The organism is Paenibacillus sp. FSL H7-0350, assembly GCF_038593195.1.
GTDB lineage: Bacteria > Bacillota > Bacilli > Paenibacillales > Paenibacillaceae > Paenibacillus_AQ.
The window spans coordinates 1,485,992-1,503,296 of the sequence record NZ_CP151972.1 but is presented as its reverse complement, the minus strand read 5'-3'; the positions used below and the strand labels follow the sequence as shown (position 1 = coordinate 1,503,296).

Annotated in this window: 23 protein-coding genes; 12 read left to right on the top strand and 11 right to left on the bottom strand. The window is 45.2% G+C overall.

Going from position 1 to position 17,305, the window contains the following annotated elements; translation table 11 throughout:
• Positions 1-8: 8 nt before the first annotated feature.
• Complete coding sequence (locus tag NYE24_RS07045; protein WP_342478352.1) at positions 9-617, top strand: ankyrin repeat domain-containing protein; 609 nt, start codon at positions 9-11, stop codon at positions 615-617.
• A gap of 258 nt (positions 618-875) precedes the next feature.
• A complete protein-coding gene (locus NYE24_RS07040) occupies positions 876-1,244 on the top strand; it encodes a hypothetical protein (RefSeq protein WP_036701106.1) in 369 nt (122 codons plus the stop codon).
• Positions 1,245-1,346: 102 nt separating this feature from the next.
• Here NYE24_RS07040 and NYE24_RS07035 read toward each other — a convergent pair whose 3' ends face one another.
• Entirely contained in the window at positions 1,347-2,246 is a 900-nt protein-coding gene (locus tag NYE24_RS07035) for a serine protease (protein ID WP_342478351.1), read from the bottom strand.
• A 194-nt stretch (positions 2,247-2,440) separates the two neighbouring features.
• On the opposite strand from NYE24_RS07035, the gene NYE24_RS07030 reads away from it, so the two are divergent.
• Positions 2,441-3,154, top strand: a complete 714-nt coding sequence (locus NYE24_RS07030; protein ID WP_036701110.1) for a response regulator transcription factor — start codon at positions 2,441-2,443, stop codon at positions 3,152-3,154.
• 2 nt (positions 3,155-3,156) lie between these two features.
• On the top strand, positions 3,157-4,479 hold the full coding sequence (locus tag NYE24_RS07025) for a HAMP domain-containing sensor histidine kinase (RefSeq protein ID WP_036701112.1): 1,323 nt from the start codon (positions 3,157-3,159) through the stop codon (positions 4,477-4,479).
• Between the two features lie 152 nt (positions 4,480-4,631).
• Here the strand turns inward: NYE24_RS07025 and NYE24_RS07020 are convergent, their stop codons facing one another.
• The 5 genes from NYE24_RS07020 to NYE24_RS07000 all read right to left on the bottom strand — a co-directional run bounded on the left by NYE24_RS07020 (position 4,632) and on the right by NYE24_RS07000 (position 8,628).
• Positions 4,632-5,507, bottom strand: a complete 876-nt coding sequence (locus tag NYE24_RS07020) for a GNAT family N-acetyltransferase (RefSeq protein WP_342478350.1) — start codon at positions 5,505-5,507, stop codon at positions 4,632-4,634.
• On the bottom strand, positions 5,491-6,090 hold the full coding sequence (locus tag NYE24_RS07015; RefSeq protein ID WP_342479210.1) for an SMI1/KNR4 family protein: 600 nt from the start codon (positions 6,088-6,090) through the stop codon (positions 5,491-5,493). Before NYE24_RS07015 ends, NYE24_RS07020 begins: the two co-directional genes overlap by 17 nt.
• A gap of 26 nt (positions 6,091-6,116) precedes the next feature.
• On the bottom strand, positions 6,117-6,470 hold the full coding sequence (locus tag NYE24_RS07010; RefSeq protein WP_076160443.1) for a hypothetical protein: 354 nt from the start codon (positions 6,468-6,470) through the stop codon (positions 6,117-6,119).
• A 110-nt stretch (positions 6,471-6,580) separates the two neighbouring features.
• On the bottom strand, positions 6,581-7,393 hold the full coding sequence (locus NYE24_RS07005; protein ID WP_342478349.1) for an inositol monophosphatase family protein: 813 nt from the start codon (positions 7,391-7,393) through the stop codon (positions 6,581-6,583).
• 239 nt (positions 7,394-7,632) lie between these two features.
• Positions 7,633-8,628 (bottom strand): MerR family transcriptional regulator, encoded by a 996-nt coding sequence (locus NYE24_RS07000; RefSeq protein WP_076160437.1) that lies wholly within the window; start codon positions 8,626-8,628, stop codon positions 7,633-7,635.
• Positions 8,629-8,706: 78 nt separating this feature from the next.
• On the opposite strand from NYE24_RS07000, the gene NYE24_RS06995 reads away from it, so the two are divergent.
• Positions 8,707-9,993: an amidohydrolase gene (locus tag NYE24_RS06995; RefSeq protein ID WP_076160420.1), complete on the top strand. Its 1,287-nt coding sequence runs from the start codon at positions 8,707-8,709 to the stop codon at positions 9,991-9,993.
• Between the two features lie 388 nt (positions 9,994-10,381).
• Positions 10,382-10,774, top strand: a complete 393-nt coding sequence (locus NYE24_RS06990; protein WP_341025683.1) for a VOC family protein — start codon at positions 10,382-10,384, stop codon at positions 10,772-10,774.
• Positions 10,775-10,776: 2 nt separating this feature from the next.
• Here NYE24_RS06990 and NYE24_RS06985 read toward each other — a convergent pair whose 3' ends face one another.
• The 3 genes from NYE24_RS06985 to NYE24_RS06975 are packed head-to-tail and all read right to left on the bottom strand — an operon-like array spanning position 10,777 to position 12,708.
• Positions 10,777-11,073: a VOC family protein gene (locus tag NYE24_RS06985; protein WP_051494047.1), complete on the bottom strand. Its 297-nt coding sequence runs from the start codon at positions 11,071-11,073 to the stop codon at positions 10,777-10,779.
• A 4-nt stretch (positions 11,074-11,077) separates the two neighbouring features.
• Positions 11,078-12,139: an alpha/beta hydrolase gene (locus NYE24_RS06980; protein WP_342478348.1), complete on the bottom strand. Its 1,062-nt coding sequence runs from the start codon at positions 12,137-12,139 to the stop codon at positions 11,078-11,080.
• A gap of 38 nt (positions 12,140-12,177) precedes the next feature.
• Positions 12,178-12,708 (bottom strand): AAA family ATPase, encoded by a 531-nt coding sequence (locus tag NYE24_RS06975; RefSeq protein WP_342478347.1) that lies wholly within the window; start codon positions 12,706-12,708, stop codon positions 12,178-12,180.
• 108 nt (positions 12,709-12,816) lie between these two features.
• Between NYE24_RS06975 and NYE24_RS06970 the strand changes: the two genes are divergently transcribed.
• A complete protein-coding gene (locus tag NYE24_RS06970) occupies positions 12,817-13,197 on the top strand; it encodes a VOC family protein (protein ID WP_341027958.1) in 381 nt (126 codons plus the stop codon).
• A gap of 1 nt (position 13,198) precedes the next feature.
• On the opposite strand, the gene NYE24_RS06965 is transcribed toward NYE24_RS06970, so the two are convergent.
• Positions 13,199-13,549: a VOC family protein gene (locus NYE24_RS06965; RefSeq protein ID WP_051494048.1), complete on the bottom strand. Its 351-nt coding sequence runs from the start codon at positions 13,547-13,549 to the stop codon at positions 13,199-13,201.
• A 245-nt stretch (positions 13,550-13,794) separates the two neighbouring features.
• On the opposite strand from NYE24_RS06965, the gene NYE24_RS06960 reads away from it, so the two are divergent.
• Together NYE24_RS06960 and NYE24_RS06955 are read left to right on the top strand one after the other, a co-directional pair.
• A complete protein-coding gene (locus NYE24_RS06960; RefSeq protein ID WP_342478346.1) occupies positions 13,795-15,276 on the top strand; it encodes a serine hydrolase domain-containing protein in 1,482 nt (493 codons plus the stop codon).
• 47 nt (positions 15,277-15,323) lie between these two features.
• Complete coding sequence (locus NYE24_RS06955; protein ID WP_342478345.1) at positions 15,324-15,824, top strand: hypothetical protein; 501 nt, start codon at positions 15,324-15,326, stop codon at positions 15,822-15,824.
• A 108-nt stretch (positions 15,825-15,932) separates the two neighbouring features.
• Here NYE24_RS06955 and NYE24_RS06950 read toward each other — a convergent pair whose 3' ends face one another.
• Positions 15,933-16,160 (bottom strand): helix-turn-helix domain-containing protein, encoded by a 228-nt coding sequence (locus NYE24_RS06950; protein WP_342478344.1) that lies wholly within the window; start codon positions 16,158-16,160, stop codon positions 15,933-15,935.
• 29 nt (positions 16,161-16,189) lie between these two features.
• On the opposite strand from NYE24_RS06950, the gene NYE24_RS06945 reads away from it, so the two are divergent.
• Genes NYE24_RS06945 through NYE24_RS06935 form a run of 3 tightly spaced genes read left to right on the top strand, consistent with a single transcriptional unit; the run spans position 16,190 to position 17,209 of the window.
• Entirely contained in the window at positions 16,190-16,600 is a 411-nt protein-coding gene (locus NYE24_RS06945) for a hypothetical protein (RefSeq protein ID WP_341025673.1), read from the top strand.
• 15 nt (positions 16,601-16,615) lie between these two features.
• On the top strand, positions 16,616-16,825 hold the full coding sequence (locus NYE24_RS06940) for a hypothetical protein (protein ID WP_342478343.1): 210 nt from the start codon (positions 16,616-16,618) through the stop codon (positions 16,823-16,825).
• Complete coding sequence (locus tag NYE24_RS06935) at positions 16,826-17,209, top strand: hypothetical protein (protein ID WP_341025670.1); 384 nt, start codon at positions 16,826-16,828, stop codon at positions 17,207-17,209.
• The last annotated feature ends 96 nt before the right edge of the window (positions 17,210-17,305 follow it).

Sequence of the window (17,305 nt, the reverse complement as noted above, 5' to 3'; positions counted from 1 at the left end):
ACCATGGAATGGATCAGTTAAATCAACAACTATGGGCTGCTGTTCAGCAAGGCGATATGGATCTTGTGACCCGTTTACTGGAAGAGGGGGCTGATATCGACGCTACAGATTCCTCAGGCAGAACACCTGCAATGATCGCTGTACACACGAATCAATTAGAGCTTTTCAAATTGTTGATTGAACAAGGGGCGGACATCGATATTCGCGATAACCGCTTAGACAATCCGCTTCTTTATGCGGGAGCAGAAGGGATGCTTGATTTCGTTAAGGTGGCTATTGCCGCAGGTGCGGATACATCCATCCTGAACCGGTTTGGGGGAACGGCACTGATTCCTGCTGCTGAACGCGGTCATGTGGACGTTGTGGAAGAGCTGCTGACCACTTCTGACGTCGATGTGAATCATATCAACAATCTTGGCTGGACGGCACTGCTGGAGGCGGTTCTTCTGGGTGATGGTGGAGAGGCACATCAGGCTATTGTACAACTGCTGATCGATCATGGGGCAGACGTGAATCTTGCCGATTCCGAAGGCGCTAGTCCGATTGAGCATGCCCGAAGAAGCGGTTATCTGGAAATCCTGGAAATGTTGACGAAAAGAGCAGGGAAGAGCGGTTGAATACTTCGTATATAAGACATTCTAAAGCTCTAATAACCTGGCATCGAGACCCCGGCAAATTTTCAAGAAATGAATGGATACGTGATATCGTTGTTGACTATGGGGAGATCAGACGGGGTCATGCAAGGGGGTACCTGGACCGTATTGGTCTGGATTACTCTATAACGCTATTTTCATATACTTTACTCATACTTGTTCCACAGAATTCCCGCAATCGCCTGCTAAGATGAAGATACTTTCAAAGAAGAGGTGATTGAAATGATCAAATGGACAAGAAGAGTAATCGCAGTGTTGGCAGTAGTGAGTGTAGTGGGCGGCTCAACAAGCGCATTCGCAGCAACGGCACCTGTTGTGAAATCAGTGAAAGAGGTGAAGGTGACTGCACCAGTGGTGAAATCTTCCACTCCAGCCAAGATAACTCCAGTGAAAGCTTCGACTCCTGCTAAAGCAGTAACCTCTGTGAAGAGTACAGCAGCCACTAAAAGTCCGGTCAAGTCTACAACGCCAACCAAGCACAAAGCAGCAGGAAAGACAGTAGCCTCACATGCCAAACACAAAACAGTATCCAAAGCTGTGACACCTTCCAAATCGGCCGGCAAGATCATCGTGACACCAAAGAAGAAATAATGCTAATGCATCCATTGCAGTCTTCCGCAGCAACATACTTATAAACACAGAAGGCGGGGCTCATGAAGAGTCCCGTCTTTTGATCTATACATCTAACTAACTCTAACCTCCGTCTACGGCGTGTCCAAAAATAGCTTCAGACAAATGGTTGTCCTCGATGAACTGTAAGATAAGCTTCGAACTGGTGGCAAAGGAACGGGGTTCACCAAGGATCGTGGAGGAGATTACGCCGACTATTTTATCACTCGAATCCATGACAGCACTGCCGCTGTTTCCGGGCCAGGTCTGCACATTGAATTCCATGGAGTGCGTGTACACATCGGGTGTTGACGCATTTTTCGATTTGCGGATTACGGCCACATCATCGGCGGTGAATGTTCCGTAGAGCGGTGTCCAGGGGTACCTCTTGGTATTCCCAGTCTCCGAATTTCCTATTGGCTTAGTAGGGTGCCCGATGACCGTCACCTTTTCATTGGCTGTTGGCACAAGCTTGAACTCCTTGAAATAGCTGTCCTGATAGGTTTTTGGGATTTTGTTAGCGTCAATCTTCAGCAGGGAGAGGTCATCCTTAAGATTTGTTGCCACAAGTGTGCCTAGCAGATACCCGTCCGATTTTTGCGCATAAAAAGTGATTTGGAAGCGCAATTTCTTTCCATTATAGCTGGCGGGGGCCACGTGATTATTAGTGATAATGTATCCGCCGGGTAACATGAAGCCTGCACCAATACCAATCTTTGTCTTGCTCCCTTGACCGGACATTACATACTTGTCTATCATAACGACACGTGTCAGATTCTTATAATTACGATAGGCTTCGGCTTGCTCTTCTTTGGATAATGCGGCGTTGCTAGTGTAAGGCCCGACCTTGATCCCGGATTGGATGACCGTCGTGGATGTAATGGAGACTTTGCTGACAGCAGAAGCTGCGGCGATGTGGATGCCCAATGTTAGAACTGCAACAGCCAGTAGGCATGAGAGGAATCTGCTAACCCTGCGAGTCATAATCACTCCCCCTTTAGTTGTATACTATTGAGGAGTGAGACATGTTGTGACGGTCAGTCTGCGGATATGTAAGAACAGAGCTTCACATTTTTTCGAAAAAGGGGAAGGCGAGGATTAAGACGAGTCCTATCTTTAATCTACCTATATAACCCTGTATGATAGAGCTAGATTAGGACGGTAAAGGGGTATACATTATGGCCAAAATAGTAGTCGTAGACGACGATCTTTTCATTTTACAGCTGCTCTCTGAATATTTGCGTAAGGAAGGGTATGACGTAACTTCGTTCTCTAGCGGCCGCACTCTGATCGAGCATGTCCGTGTAGAGCACCCGGATTGCCTGATTCTCGATATTATGATGCCCGGGATTGACGGTCTGGCGCTGCTCACCGAACTACGTACCTTCACCGAACTCCCTATTATTATGATCTCTGCACGCGGCGAAGAGAGTGACCGGATTCAGGGGCTGGAGCTGGGCTGTAGTGACTTCCTGAGTAAGCCGTTCAATCCGCGTGAGCTGGTGGGCCGGGTGAAGTCTATGCTGCGTCTGGCTAGAGCGGGCAATGCTGCTGCGGAGGAGATCTCCCAGGTAGTGACGGCGAAGCAAGTCTGCAAATCCGGGAATGTGGAGATTGATGCGGATTACCGGACAGTGAAGGTGAATACGGAGGATGTGAGTCTGACCTCCCGTGAATTCGATCTCCTGCTCTTCCTGGCCTCTCACCTGGAACGGCCTTTCGGGCGCGAGCATCTGATTCAGCAGGTGTGGGAATACGACTTTTTCGGGGATGTCCGGGTTGTAGATGATGTGGTCAAAAGAATCCGTAAAAAGCTCGCCGAGCACCACTCCACGCTTCTAATTGATACGGTGTGGGGCTTCGGATACCGTGCATCCGTGCGGAAGGTGTAGCCATGCGGACCATTCGCGGTAAAATGTTGTTCTCGCTCTGCATTGCCATGCTCGTCACTGTAGCGATTACGGTGATGCTGTTCGTGCATCTGATCGACGACATCCTGATGAATCAGGTGAAGGCTGAGCTGCATGGACAGGTAGGGAGGGCGCAGAAGCTGCTAAGCGATGGTGACCTCAACAATCTGAACAGCACGCAGTTCAAGTATGTCGTCAAGGGACTGATGATGAACGCGGACTATATGATTCTGGATGCGGATCAGAAGATTATTGACGCCAGCAATGAGAAAGAAGAAGGGAAGCAGCTGCATTACACGCCTACGGGGAAAAATGGAATAGCCCTCCTGCACGGCAGGAAGGTATTATATGCGCAAGAAAAGCTTAGAGGGCTGTCCGATGAAATCTTCATCTATTCGCCGCTATCTTCGCTTAGAGCCTTATACGGCTCACTAATGCGAACTACTTTGCTGTCTATCGGAGTCAGCTTTGTGGTGATTCTTGCGATCGGGTTGTTCGCCGTCTCACGGGTGGTGCGGCCGCTGAACCGGTTGAAGGAAGCCGTTGGGCGATATGAACCTTCCTATGCGCAGGGCAATCCATTTCCGCAGGGAGACCGGACCGAGATCGGGGAGCTGATGACCACCTTCCAGTCCATGTCGGGGCGTATCCAGCAGCATCAGCGCAACCAGCTTGAATTCCTGCAGAATATCTCACATGAGCTAAAAACCCCCCTGATGTCCATCCACGGCTTCGTGTTCGCCATTCAGGATCAGGTGGTCACGCAGGAGGAAGGCCTGGAGGTAATCACCACCCAGTCGCAGCGCTTGATTGATATGGTAGACAAGCTGCTCCAGCTCTCCCGGCTGGAAGCCGTAGACGAGCATTGGCCTGCCGCCACCGTTGACCTGCGAACCATGGCCGAAGAAGCCGCCATGCTGCTCATGCCGGAGGCCAGCCGGCGGGACCTGAAGCTCACCGTGGAAGGGGAGAGCCTGCAGGTTACGATTCCCGGTGAGCAGCTGTTCCGTATCCTGGTCAATCTATTGCAGAATGCGGTTAGGCATACAAAGGATCGGGTGGTTATCCGGGTAGAGCCGGAGGTTCCGGGAGCTGCGTGGGCGGTCCATATTGAAGATAACGGCCCGGGTCTGGCCGAGGAGGAGCGTGAAGCCGTTTTCGGGCGTTTCTATACCGGAGCTAATGGAGTAACTGGCCTCGGGCTAGCCATCTGCCGCCAGATTGCGGCACGGCTGAACGGGGAGCTGACCTATTCCCGCTCGGAGCTGGGCGGGGCGCGGTTTAGTTTTAGAAAGAAGGTTGGGTAATAAGTTGCCGCGTGTGTAAAGTAACAGCAGCAGAATTAGACTAAATAAGTCTTAGACTGCTGCTGTTGTCGTTCAACTAACCTTACCTGTTTGCGTAATGTTTCGTTTGTAAATTATGATACGGTTCACCGCGCTGTCTGTAACGGCAAGTTTTAATTCTTTTCAGGCAGATTGACTTTTATGTTCAAAAGTCTGGTTGTTGTTATCATACCCGCGTTTTCCAAAGTTCTTTTGGAAGCCTCGTTATAATACCAGCATCCGCAAACCGGCGAAAGGTCATGGCTATAACACCATTTTTTTAATTTAAGAATAATACTTTTTCCAATTCCTTGCTTGCGATACGCCTCGTTTGTAAACATGCCAATACTCGCCAGGCCATGAAGCATTTTGCTCTTTTCCAAAACCCCAATTCCCATTAGGGTAGCGCCACGGTAATACGTAAAGAGTTCCCCGTTAACTATCCTTTTTTCATATTGATCAAGGAATTCCCCGCACATATGTTGAATGGGGAGGAGTTCGTCCAATGTTGCCGGAGCAAAAACGTCGCTTTTATAAGATTCATTTTCCGGAATTTTTAGCTGGCTATCCTGAAAGAAGTAAGCCTGTTTGGTGAGTTGAAAGTCTTTATCCAAAGCCAAACTAAGAAACAACTCATCACAAGTGGGAACAAAGAGAGACTTCACCCTATACTGTTCAATCACTTGGCTGAATAACGTTTGGGCATCCTTAACATATGAGGGCTGAATGTAAAATTGCGTAAGCAGTTGGCCATCATGAATCGCAAAATAGCCAATCTCTCTTATTTCATCACAGATTACGTAAAAATCAGATGCAAGAATGTGATCCTCCAAAAAAGAGTCAAATGGCGAGGATAAGGTATGAGTATAATCATGGATGAGATGCTGTACTTCGTGCAGCAGGCACTTTGTAAATATCACGTTAATCACCTTCTCGAAAATTGATCGACCTTTCTTCATTTTAGTTCCTTTTCGTTGGGTAACAGCATTATTTTCATCGGCACTCTTCATACCAACCATCTTCAAGATTTTGAATAGTATCCAATAAAAGATCTGAAAATGTTGGAGCTATAAAATAAACAAAATCAGGGTCATGTACATAAAAGATAACTTGCCCAACTGTACCATGTTCTGTTGGGTCAAAGTCTAACATTAAATACATTGCCCCACCTACAACCTGTGCAAAAGGAAACCAACGCTTGTTAAATAAATAGGGCTTAATACGAGAATCTAGCTTACTAATTTCCTCATCGCTGTAATATTCGCTCATTAAATTATCGCGATCGCAGAAAAACTTTTTCGTGTCTCTAATATCATCTAAGGAAAGCAAGGTGAATGGAATAACACTATCTCCATATGAAGTATATAAAAGATTAAGCGGATAACCGCTGCCATCCTTAATTGCATAAAACTCCTTAAAATCTGTTGGTAATAAAATGTTAAAATCTCTTTCAAAGTCGTCAATCTGTTTATCCATTACTCCAGTAATCTTCTTGTAATCTTCAAAGTACTCAATGTCTTCATCCACAACTTTTTCAGCTAATAAATCCTCTATTTTTGTGTGTAATTCATCGATTTGAGAAATCTTACTCACCTCCAAATAGATTACACCTTAGAATACTAATCGCCGGGCATGTGCCAACCTGTTTCCTCATCCCAAATAACATCCGTATCATCTAGATGCACATGCCAATCCCCATTAGAAATACTTCTTCTAATATCCGTCAAACAGGTCAACCAATAAAACAGCGCATGCAATGTATCTTCAAAATTGTCTGATAGGGGCAGTTTTGTTGCACCTGCAAAGATTACTGTTGGTTCATCCTGGTCATAGTCATACACATGAAATGTTTCTCCAATATCCTTCATCTCAAAACCCACATTGTATTTATCAATGATGGCCGTGATCTCTTGCTCCTCACTGTTGGTAAGGTTATGATTTCTCGTACATGTGTAATAAATAGAAATCCCCATGCTACATTCCTCCACTATAAAAAATAATCACTCAAGAACTTATATTCTCTTTATTATGCCATATTAATCCAATACAAGTAAATTCTCATTGCATTAAATAGCCCACTCTATCAAGTAGATTCCATTCGCAATAACATCAAGAGATCCTCGCAGATTCCAGGTGTCGTGAATACAACCTCTTCACCATAAAGTTCTACAGGGATGTTATCTGGCACCGCTTGTACATGGCAAGTCAATCCTCCCGCCTCCCGTGCAATCAAACCAGCAGCGGCTACGTCCCACGGTGAGAGACTTTCTGTATGAGCATCTAACTTTCCGGAAGCCACATAACATATGTCTATTGTTGGAGCGGCGAAACGCCTAATGTCACGACAGTTTTTTCTGAGCCGGTTCACTCTTTCAATTGCTGGCTGAACTTGAGCTGGATCATGCGGGAAACCTGTACCAATGACAGCATCTAGTAGTGAAGTGCATTCACGAATTCTTAAAAGCTCACCATTGCAATAGGAGCCTTCTCCTTTAATTCCTATATAGGTACTATTCAAATCGGGTGCATACACGGCTCCTGCCAGTACTACTCCATCAAGGGCAAAAGCCAATGATATGCCGTAATGCGGCAGGTTCCGGGCAAAATTAACGGTTCCATCTAAAGGGTCAACCACCCAAACCGGACCGTCAAAATTGAACTTATCCCAGTTATGCACTCCATCTTCTTCCGAAAGAATTCGATGACCTTGAAATGTCCCCTTTATGGCTTCTTGAATGACTCTTTCCGATAGCAGATCAGCTGATGTTACGAGCTCACCTGCATTCTTGTAATTCACTTCAATTTTTTCACGGCTGCGCAAATCGGAAATTCTGTCACCTGCTTTGGTTACGGTCTGTTCTGCAAACAACGCTAATTCTCGAAGGTCGAACTTCATTTCGTTCTCATTCCTCCTTACAGTGCGTAATTTTTTCAGACATAGATCATATTCGTTCGGTATCACATCCCTTCTTAAGGATTAAATCTCGTTTTTTACTGTTTGGAACTAGCATTTCGGGATCAGATGGTCACGCAGGAGGAGGGGGGGAGATAATCACCAGTTTCCGGCTAGTTGAACGCGGGCTTCGTTACATGCACATACAATACGGTAAACCTTGACGCAGGGGTAAGGTTTTTTTACCGAATAGGTACTGCTAAAATGACATGCAACAATCGATTTACTTTAAGATGTTTCGTGATGTATCCGCTATCCTCTAATAAATCAATGAGCTTGGGGAGTAGAATAGAATCCTCATCACTTTCATGGACTGTGCTTTCTTCCCCGTCAATCATCAAATCCGCGATGCAGATCCGTCCGTGAGGTTTTAATACCCTGCGAATCTCCTGAATAGCGAGCGGCATTTGGTCACTCGTCAAATGATGCAGAGCAAAGCTCGAAACAATAAAATCAAATTTCCCGTCAAGGTACGGCAATGCCAGGAAATTGCCAAGCTTGGTCTCCATCTCTGGAAATTTGCGCTGACACTCCTTTAACATTTCGTTGGACTGATCCACTCCAGCCATCACCGCGCCTTCATGGATCAGTCGGCCAGCCAAATTCCCCGTACCCGTTCCAATATCCAATCCTCTTTCTCCATGAATGGCTGATACCCACTTTACGACAAGGCGCAGTGCCTCATCATAGTCCCCATATTTCCGTGTGTCCACTTGAACCAACTGATCGTGAACGCCAGCCAAGCGGTCATACCCCCACTTATCCTTCCATGTCCGTTGTTCCCTCAGTCTTCTCGAACCCTCCGCCAGAATGTAAATGTCATCTAGTGGAAGTGCATGGTCCTGCTTGAGGGTTTCAATCATTTGGTCTGTTGTCTCAATAATCTGCTGCATTTCGACCCACTTAGTGAACATGACAGATCGCTGGAGTTCCAACAAATATCGTAATTGACTGTTTCCTTTGGCTTCAATATCCAATAGTGCAGTCCTAATGTCACTAACCGGCATTCCTAATTCCCGGAGTGCAATGATCGTCTGCAAGCGCCAAATATCTTCTTCGTCAAACATCCGATACTGATTGTCATCTTGTTTGGAAGGAGCAATAAGACCTTTTTCTTCGTAAAACCGAATCGCGCGCTGAGATATTTTCAGCATATCAGCGACTTCTTTTATTTTCATGAGATAGACCCCTTTATGTTCTTGACCCTCACTCAACGTCAAGGTTTAGTATAAACCCTAGAAAAGGAGGCTGTCACGATGAAGACATTAATCAAAGGAGCGACGATCTTAACCATGGGAAACGAGGAACCCTATATTGGAGATATTCTCATCGACGGAGACCGCATAGCGGATATTCAGTCCATCATATCCACTGGGGCAGATGTGGTCATTCATGGCGAGGGTATGGCAGCAATGCCTGGGCTAATCAACGCCCACCAACACACACCCATGAGCTTGTTGCGGGGGTTTTCCGACGATTTGAAACTTATGGATTGGTTGAACCAAAAAATGCTCCCTGCTGAAGCACGAATGACTCCAGAGGACATTTATTGGGGAGCGAAGCTCGCGATGGCGGAAATGATTAAATCGGGTACTACTGCTTTCGCCGACATGTACATCCACATGAATGAAATCGCTGCAGCGGTAGAAGAGGTTGGTATGCGGGCTTCTTTAACACGGGGGCTCACTTTCCTCGAAAATGACAAAGGTCGGCGAATGTCCGAGGCACTCCATCTCATCCGTCACTGGAACGGTAAAGCAGAAGGCAGAATTACGACGATGCTGGGCCCACATTCCCCTTACACAGTTCCTCCGCAGCCCTTTAGAGAGGTTATCGATTTGGCGGAGCAGGAGAACATTCCGTTACATACTCATTTGGCCGAAACGAAGGAGGAAGTCATTACGATTCGGGAAAAGTATAATCAGACCCCAACCGAATATTTGTATCACCTCGGTTTGTTTGAAAAGGCGCATGTGCTCCTCGCACATAGCGTGCATCTAAATCGTCGTGATATCGGTTATCTGAAGAGTATGCGGGGTGGCGTGTCCCATAATCCAGTAAGCAATCTCAAACTTGGCTGCGGCATAGCGCCGATTAAGGATATGGCTGAGCAAGGGATTACTATAGGTTTAGGCACGGATGGGGCGGGCAGCGCCACTACGTTAGACATGTTTGAGGAGATCCGGGCAGCAACATGGCTGCAAAAGTTGGATTACGGCGATCCTACGAAGCTTCCCGCAATGGATGCTCTTCGCATGGCGACGGCTGGAAGTGCGGAATTGCTCCGCATTGCCCATGAGGTGGGCACATTGGAAATTGGGAAGAAGGCAGATATCATCTTGATTGATATGAGAAAACCCCACTTGCAGCCAATACACAACCTCCATTCACTGCTCGCATACTGCGCTAATGGTGCAGACGTGGACACCACCATTGTTAACGGAAAAGTGTTAATGCAAGGCCGTCAACTGCTCACCATTGATGAAGACGAGTTATTGGAGCAAGTATCGCTGCGCTCTAAGCGTATCGTTAAAGACATCTAATATTCCTGAGTACTTTATTTTCTTTAACATCGCCACAGAGGCTTGTTTTTGTTGAGGTTGTGATCTATGCTAATACTGCATAAAAAACAATATATTCCAACTTTATCAGTTACACTTGATTGGTAGGGGGCACTATGCTCCACAAGTATACGGATCACATTCAAATGGAGGCCTGATAATCATGATTTTGGAGGATTTGTATTATGGGAGTTTGCATCCCAATGAGCGGATTAAACCAAACGATCCGGAATTGCAAAGCTACAAAGTGAATCCTGTTCGTTGCATTCGGCATTATCTTTTGTCCAAGACTACAAAATAGGTGCGTTAATGATGATTGAGGTTTTTGGTGGGGAGAGAAGTTAACTAAAATAAAAAGGAGGGCCACACGATGAAACTAGGAGCAACCTTATACATCAAAAATACCATTGAAGCTGTAGCATTTTATTCAGAAGCCTTCGGACTTACCTTGGGCTACCATGAGAAATTCCCGGATGGCACATTTATGCATGCGTCTTTACTTAGAGACGGACAAGAAATATTTGCTGTCAGCGAATCACACAATGATAACTTGGTTAGAATTATGCTCTCATCATCATTAGAGGGATCACGCCCAACGATGAGTTATGGGATTAATTTTGAGCGTGAAGAAGAAGTGAAGAGAGCTTACGAAATGCTAGCGAAGAGCGGTACGGTGTTATTTCCGTTAGGCTCCCTTCCATGGAGCTCCTGCTGTGCAGAAGTCGTAGATAAGTATGGTGTGTACTGGTATATCGCTGTATAGATCTAGCCTTCAAGCTCCCTCTGCTCAATGAAGCTCACCGTATTTCCATCCGGATCAAGGAACCAGAACGAATAGGCACCCCACGGTCTACGCTCAGGTGGAGAGGTAATCCCGATACCGGGGATGGCTTGCTTTAGTCGAGCATATTCAGCCAAGACATCATGGACGTAGAACATTAGAGACATATTCTTGTCATTGACTACGTTCACTTGGCCCGGATTATAGACCGCAAGCTGAGCACTGTCAAATCCGTAATGCTGTCCTTCAGCAACATTTTGGATGAAATGGGTTACGCTCATTATCCTAACGGGCCAGTTCTGTCCATGTCTCGTTCAACCACTGAGCAAACTTTTCTTTCTCTTCGAAATGCGGATAATGCGCCGATTCTTGGAACACTACAAATTCCTTTTGTGGTGCTTTCAGTTCATCCAGATATTTACGTGCCTCGTTCACCGAAGTTAATTGGTCATATTTCCCCATCACAAAATAGACAGGGATCTGAATAGTATCCACCAGTTCCGTGAGATCACGATGTGTTACTTCTGTCATAAGTATAGGTTCTGAAACCGAGATGCCTCTGAAAAAGCGGACGGCATCCAGTAAATTATATTCCGTCCCCCAAAACAAGCCTTTAACCAAATCCGCCTTATCGTCAATCTGCCTTACTGATCCTCCATATTTTCTAATGGTGTCACGGGGAGTGATCGAGTCTCCAGTCGTAATTGGCTCTCTCAATAGTTCCAGATTTTCCGCCTCAGTATTATTGCCGGCAAGCCTCGCTTGATCAATTGCAAACTTCAAACTCTCCAACTCGCTATTAACCCAATTCCCCATCTGCCCGATTCCAATGTAGGCACTGAACTTGTCAGGCGCCTTGTTTGCAGCCTGCGCCGCAATGTATGTTCCAAAGGAGTGACCGATCAGCAATACTTTCTTCTGCCCAAATTCCTTCTCAATATAATCCGTAAGAGCCAGCAGATCATTCACTAACGTATCAGATGATAGATTTGAATAAACCTCTGAGAAAAGATAAGATTTCCCGCTGCCCCTCTGGTCATACTGAACAATAGTGAAATTCTGTTCTAGTACATCCTGGTATTTCCTTACATATGGAGTCTCTGGTACCCCCGGCCCACCATGCACGAAAATCACTAGCGGATTTCTCCGATCCTTCCCCCGGATCATTACTTCCTGCTTCTTACCATTAATCTCAATCTGCTGCAAAGTACTTACACTGTTATTTCCATTAATGCTAGGGGTCCATGTTGGGAAAACCAGCCCCACTCCAACAAGCACCACCATCAGAAGTAGACACAACATGAACACCCGCAAGGCTATCTTTACTTTTGATCTCTTCTTCTTCACTTTCGTACTCCTATCTACACTTATTTCAATTGTTTGTGTCATTCGATCTCATAAAACCGTTTCGCTATATTCGTCGCATTCGTGTGCCAATCAATTGCACCATCAATATGTATTACAGGACACGTTAGAGTTTCCGCCCATTGTTCAATTCTTGACAGCGAACGCGAAGCCACGAAATCTGTAAATTTCAAATGTTGCTCGTACATATCACCGCCTTTGCGGATACGTTCTCCATGTTCGTTATACGCTCGTTGCTCTACACGTTCCATACGCAGTTCAATTGGTGTTGAGATAAATACAGCGAGGTCGTAATACTTAGGAATTGTGTCGCCAAAATCACCCGTGACAGCGGTGAGGACAAACGAACGATATTTCTCAATGTCGGAAAGTATTAAACTCAAACAGTCCTCATAAGGACGGACTACGGTATATGGAATTACTGATTTTTTAAAGTGGTAATCCTCGTGATCCATATGCTTAGAGTTCAATATGTGCGCCAGTTCACGTCCAAGTGTAGTCTTTCCGCTTCCATTTGCCCCGAACAAAATTATTCCATGAGTTTTATTCATTTTGCTGCCCTCCAACGCTAATCTAGTACTTTAGTTATAGGTGCGTTAATGATGATTGAGGTTTTTGGTGGGAGAGAAGTTAACTAAAATAAAAAGGAGGTCCACAGAATTAAACTAGGAGCAACCTTATACATTAAGGATACCATTGAAGCTGTAGCATTTTATTCAGAAGCCTTTGGACTTACCCTGGGGTACCATGAGAAATTCCCGGATGGCACATTTATGCATGCGTCCTCACTTAGAGACGGACAAGAAATATTTGCTGTCAGCGAATCACACAATGAAACCTTGGTTAATCTCATGCTCTCATCATCATTAGAGGGATCACGCCCAACTATGAATTATGGGATTAGCTTTGAGCGTGAAGAAGAAGTGAAAAAGGCATACGTAATGCTAGCGAAGGGCGGCACGGCGCTGTTTCCGTTAGGCGCCCTTCCATGGAGTTCCTGCTGTGCTGAAGTTGTCGATAAGTACGGCGTGTACTGGTAAATTACAGTAGATCCTTCTTCTCAATGAAGCTTACCGTATTGCCATCGGGATCAAGGAACCAGAAAGAATAAGCGCCCCACGGTCTGCGTTCAGGTGGAGAGGTAATCCCGATGCCGGGGATGGCTTGCCTTAGACGGTCATATTCAGCCAAGACATCATGGACATAGAACATTAGAGACATATTTTTGTCATTGACCACGTTCACTTGGCCCGGATTGTAGACTGCAAGCTGAGCGCTGTCGAATCCGTAATGCTGTCCTTCAACGACTGGAGACTCCTTGAGCACGATTTTATAAAAAGCAGCCAGGCGCGGCGCATTGTCAGTGAGGATACAGACACCACAAAGTTTCATATGTATACCTTCTTCCTTATTTTAGACGACATAGGTTACGCTCATTATCCCAAATCCTGTTAAGCATCACAAGTTATTCATGCGTTGCTCTTACTAATAACATAGTTACAGCAAATAACCGGGGGATAGTCAACTTCGGTTCTTTGTTGTTGAAATCACCAATCGTGCAGGGAAGGGCTGCTGCAAGCCGTCATACTAGATAAGTGTAAATTGATCCAGATGACCCAACTTGAAGGAGCATAACGATGAAGAGAACAACTTGGAGAAAAGAAATACTGCTGAAAGGCATAGCGGTGCTGCTGATCGTGATCCTTGCTACGGCTGCATGTTGGCATGAGATTGGAACTCTTTTGGCCTCAGGGAAGGTTGACAATGAGTCCGTTATGGTGCAGAGCATCATGGACAAGACAGCGACTCCAGGTATAGCGATTCTATCCGCCAGTCACGGTAAGACCGAATTCAAAACCTACGGCAATGCCGATAAGGAGCAGAGAAGGCCGGTTACGGCGGAGTCACTTTTTGAGCTAGGCTCAACGACTAAGGCATTCACGGCTCTGGCTGTGAGTATGCTGCAAAATCAAGGGGACTTGGCTTATACCGATGATGTCTCGCAATATCTGCCAGAGTTTGCTCCGGCCTACAAGGGGGAGAAGGTTGAGATCACGATTAACCAGCTACTCGCACATACCAGCGGAATTCCGTCCTGGAGCATCCGCCTGATCCCTGAAGGTTCAGGTAAAGAGCAGCTTGCAGCGACCATACATACGATGTCCAGTCTAGCGCTGGATACCCAGCCGGGCAGTGCCTATCAGTACGCAACAGTGAATTACGATATTCTGGCAGCAATTATTGAACAAGTTACAGGGATGAGCTATCAGGATTATGTGACGGAGCACATTTTGAAGCCGCTGGGGATGAACGACAGTTATTTCTCGACAGGACAGGAACGGAAGCCGGAGCAGCTTGCGCAGGGGTATCGGGTGTTTTTTGGCAAAAGCATGGCTTACGATGCCCCTAGATACTACGGAAATATAGCCGCAGGTTATCTGGTGACGAGTCTGAACGATTTACAGCACTGGGTCAACGCCCAGATGGGAAGCAGCGCGATCCCGGATGATCTGCAGAAGGCCATTCAGCAATCGCATGAGCCTGACCTCCGAACAGCGGGACATGAAAGTGAAGACTTACTCTATGCCTTCGGCTGGAGCCAAGACCCGGAGACGCGGGTAATCCGTCATAGCGGCAGCAACCCAAATTATTCTTCCCAGGCGATCATTGATCCAGCGCGGAAGGAGGGGGTGTTCGTACTGGCTAATCTTAACTCTACCGCACCTGCGCTGATTGCCCAGAATATCTATAACCAGATGCAAGGGAAGCCGATGAAGGCCTTCAAGTATGACGACACCTATATCCTAATGGACGGGATAGCTTCGTTGTTAGTTGTGTTCACTGTGATTGGTATTGTGTTTAAGCTCATTCGGTTGGCGGGAGGGAGAAGCACATACACCATGGAAGAGAAGGTCATTCGCCATCAAAAGATCAAGGCGCGTATTACGCTTCTAATCAGAGCGCTGTTGCTAATATTTATGCTGGGCTGGCCTTTTTTGGTAAATTACAATTACACTATGATTAGTGTATGGATGTCCTATTCCGTATTGCTGTGGATGGGGCTGGCTTCGCTTAGCTGCGTATTGTCCATGATTCTGGCAGGCAGACATTGGCGTTAATTATAGAGAGGGAGATGATCCTTATTAATCGCTGTACAAAAATAATATTGAGTATGCTTTTATGTTCATTACTTGTGGCACTTACCGCTTGTGATAGTAGTCCTAAGAGTACCGTTACCATTCTTGGCGGAAAAGAAAATATTAAATATGCGACTCTAAATAGTGATCCAAAGGCCTCTTTATCCGATCAGACAGCTTCACCGTTTTCCTTTGCGTTTGAGGAAGAGAATCCTTCAGACATTCAATATTTGAAAAATGGCGAAGAGATTTCAATTGATTTTGGATCGAATCCGCCTGACACACTTTCCATAAGCGATGGATTACTTGATGCTAATGGAGATTATTTATATACATCCAAATTAATAACCGACGTTCCCTATGTTATAAAGAAAGGCGTGTATAGTTTCAATTTAGAAACGAACATCGCTTCTTCCTTAAGCTCTTACTATGAACAAGATAAAAAGGAATTTAGAGGTTTTATCATCAATGCATTCTGGGAGAAGCAGGAAAAGAAATATGCTTTTGCGATCCAATCAAGCGCTTACTGAAAGGGGCAGATGATGCGGAGGCTCGTTTTTGGCTAAAATAATTGACCGTAGTCTATGTTTTACTAACTTTGATACTATTCTCGATCATATAGTTAATAACTTTATCGCTCACATTAAATTTATCCAATACAGGCAGCCCGCGTTTAACGTTTTCGTGGTGCTCATCAATCTCTTCTTTCCAACTTCAAGGACGATCCATTGCGATCTAAACTTTCGGGCGGTACCTGATGGAAAGTCCTTGATTTTTTGTCGTACCCTTGAAACACTTATATCCCACTTCTGTGCTGCTTCGGATAATGTCAGGATTGTTTCATCGTTAAGATTGATATCGTTCATACATACACTGCTCCTATTCGTGAGGGAATATGGCTTGTTCTTATTATCAACTGAACTCGCAGGCCAGGCAAGGGAATGGAGACAAAGGAAATTCTGACTTAGGAAATAACAGTCGGATACAAGTTTCAAAAGGGAGCAAACAGACATCATGGAAAAAATGTATACTATATTCAGAATATTTGGAGGAGAAGGCGGGTATCATAAAATATTTAAAACTTTTCGATCTTTATGACGATAATAGAGGAAACATATCCCAAAAGGGAGTGCTTACCTTGAACAAGTTTATATCTGGGTTTATCACAGGCGCGTTATTGTTTGGTGGGGTTTCTGCTTTTGCTGCCTCATCAGGACTTATCGGTCAGAAAGTACAAGGTCTCTTTACAATTGAAAAGGCGGGGGTAAAGGTAGCTGATGCTGTAGTTATAAAAGGTTCAGCTTAGGCTCCTGTACGTGCTGTGGCAACTGCGATAGGAGCGGGGGTGATAGTAGAAGAGAAAAAAATAATTATGGAAGACTCAGTGTCGCAATGGGAGAACACGAAAAAGGAAAGAATGGTTATGCTTGAACAACTTAAAGCTGAACTGAACACACTCCAACAACAACTTTCTGATTTAGATGCTCAAATCAAGGCGCTGCAAAAAAACATACCCTTTGGAGAATATTAAATGAACAAAATTTTAATTATCATCTTTTCGAGTGCTCTTCTATTCGGGGGAGTTCATGGTATTTCTTTAGACAGCCTATCTTCATCGACATCTGTATCAGATAAGGCTGGGTTGAATGATCGCTTAGAAATGTTAAAGATTGAGCGCGATGAAATGGAATCTCAGATTCTAACAACAGAAAGCTTCATTGATAGTTACAAGAAAAATCAGGTGGATAAATGGAAAATTCAAATAGAGAAAAATCCAAACTCTCCCATGGTTCCCCAATGGCAAGAAGCATTTACTGACACTAGTGAATATTTGGAAGAACTTAAAGCTGATCTTGCCGCGCTTCGACAACAACTCATCAAGCTAGATTCACAAATAGAAGCACTCAGCCAATAAACCGTAGTACCGGAGTATCCTTAATCAATTACATTATAGTCATAAGAAAGCCTCTCCAATTTTGGAGGGGTTTTTACTCATGCTTGGAATGAGGAA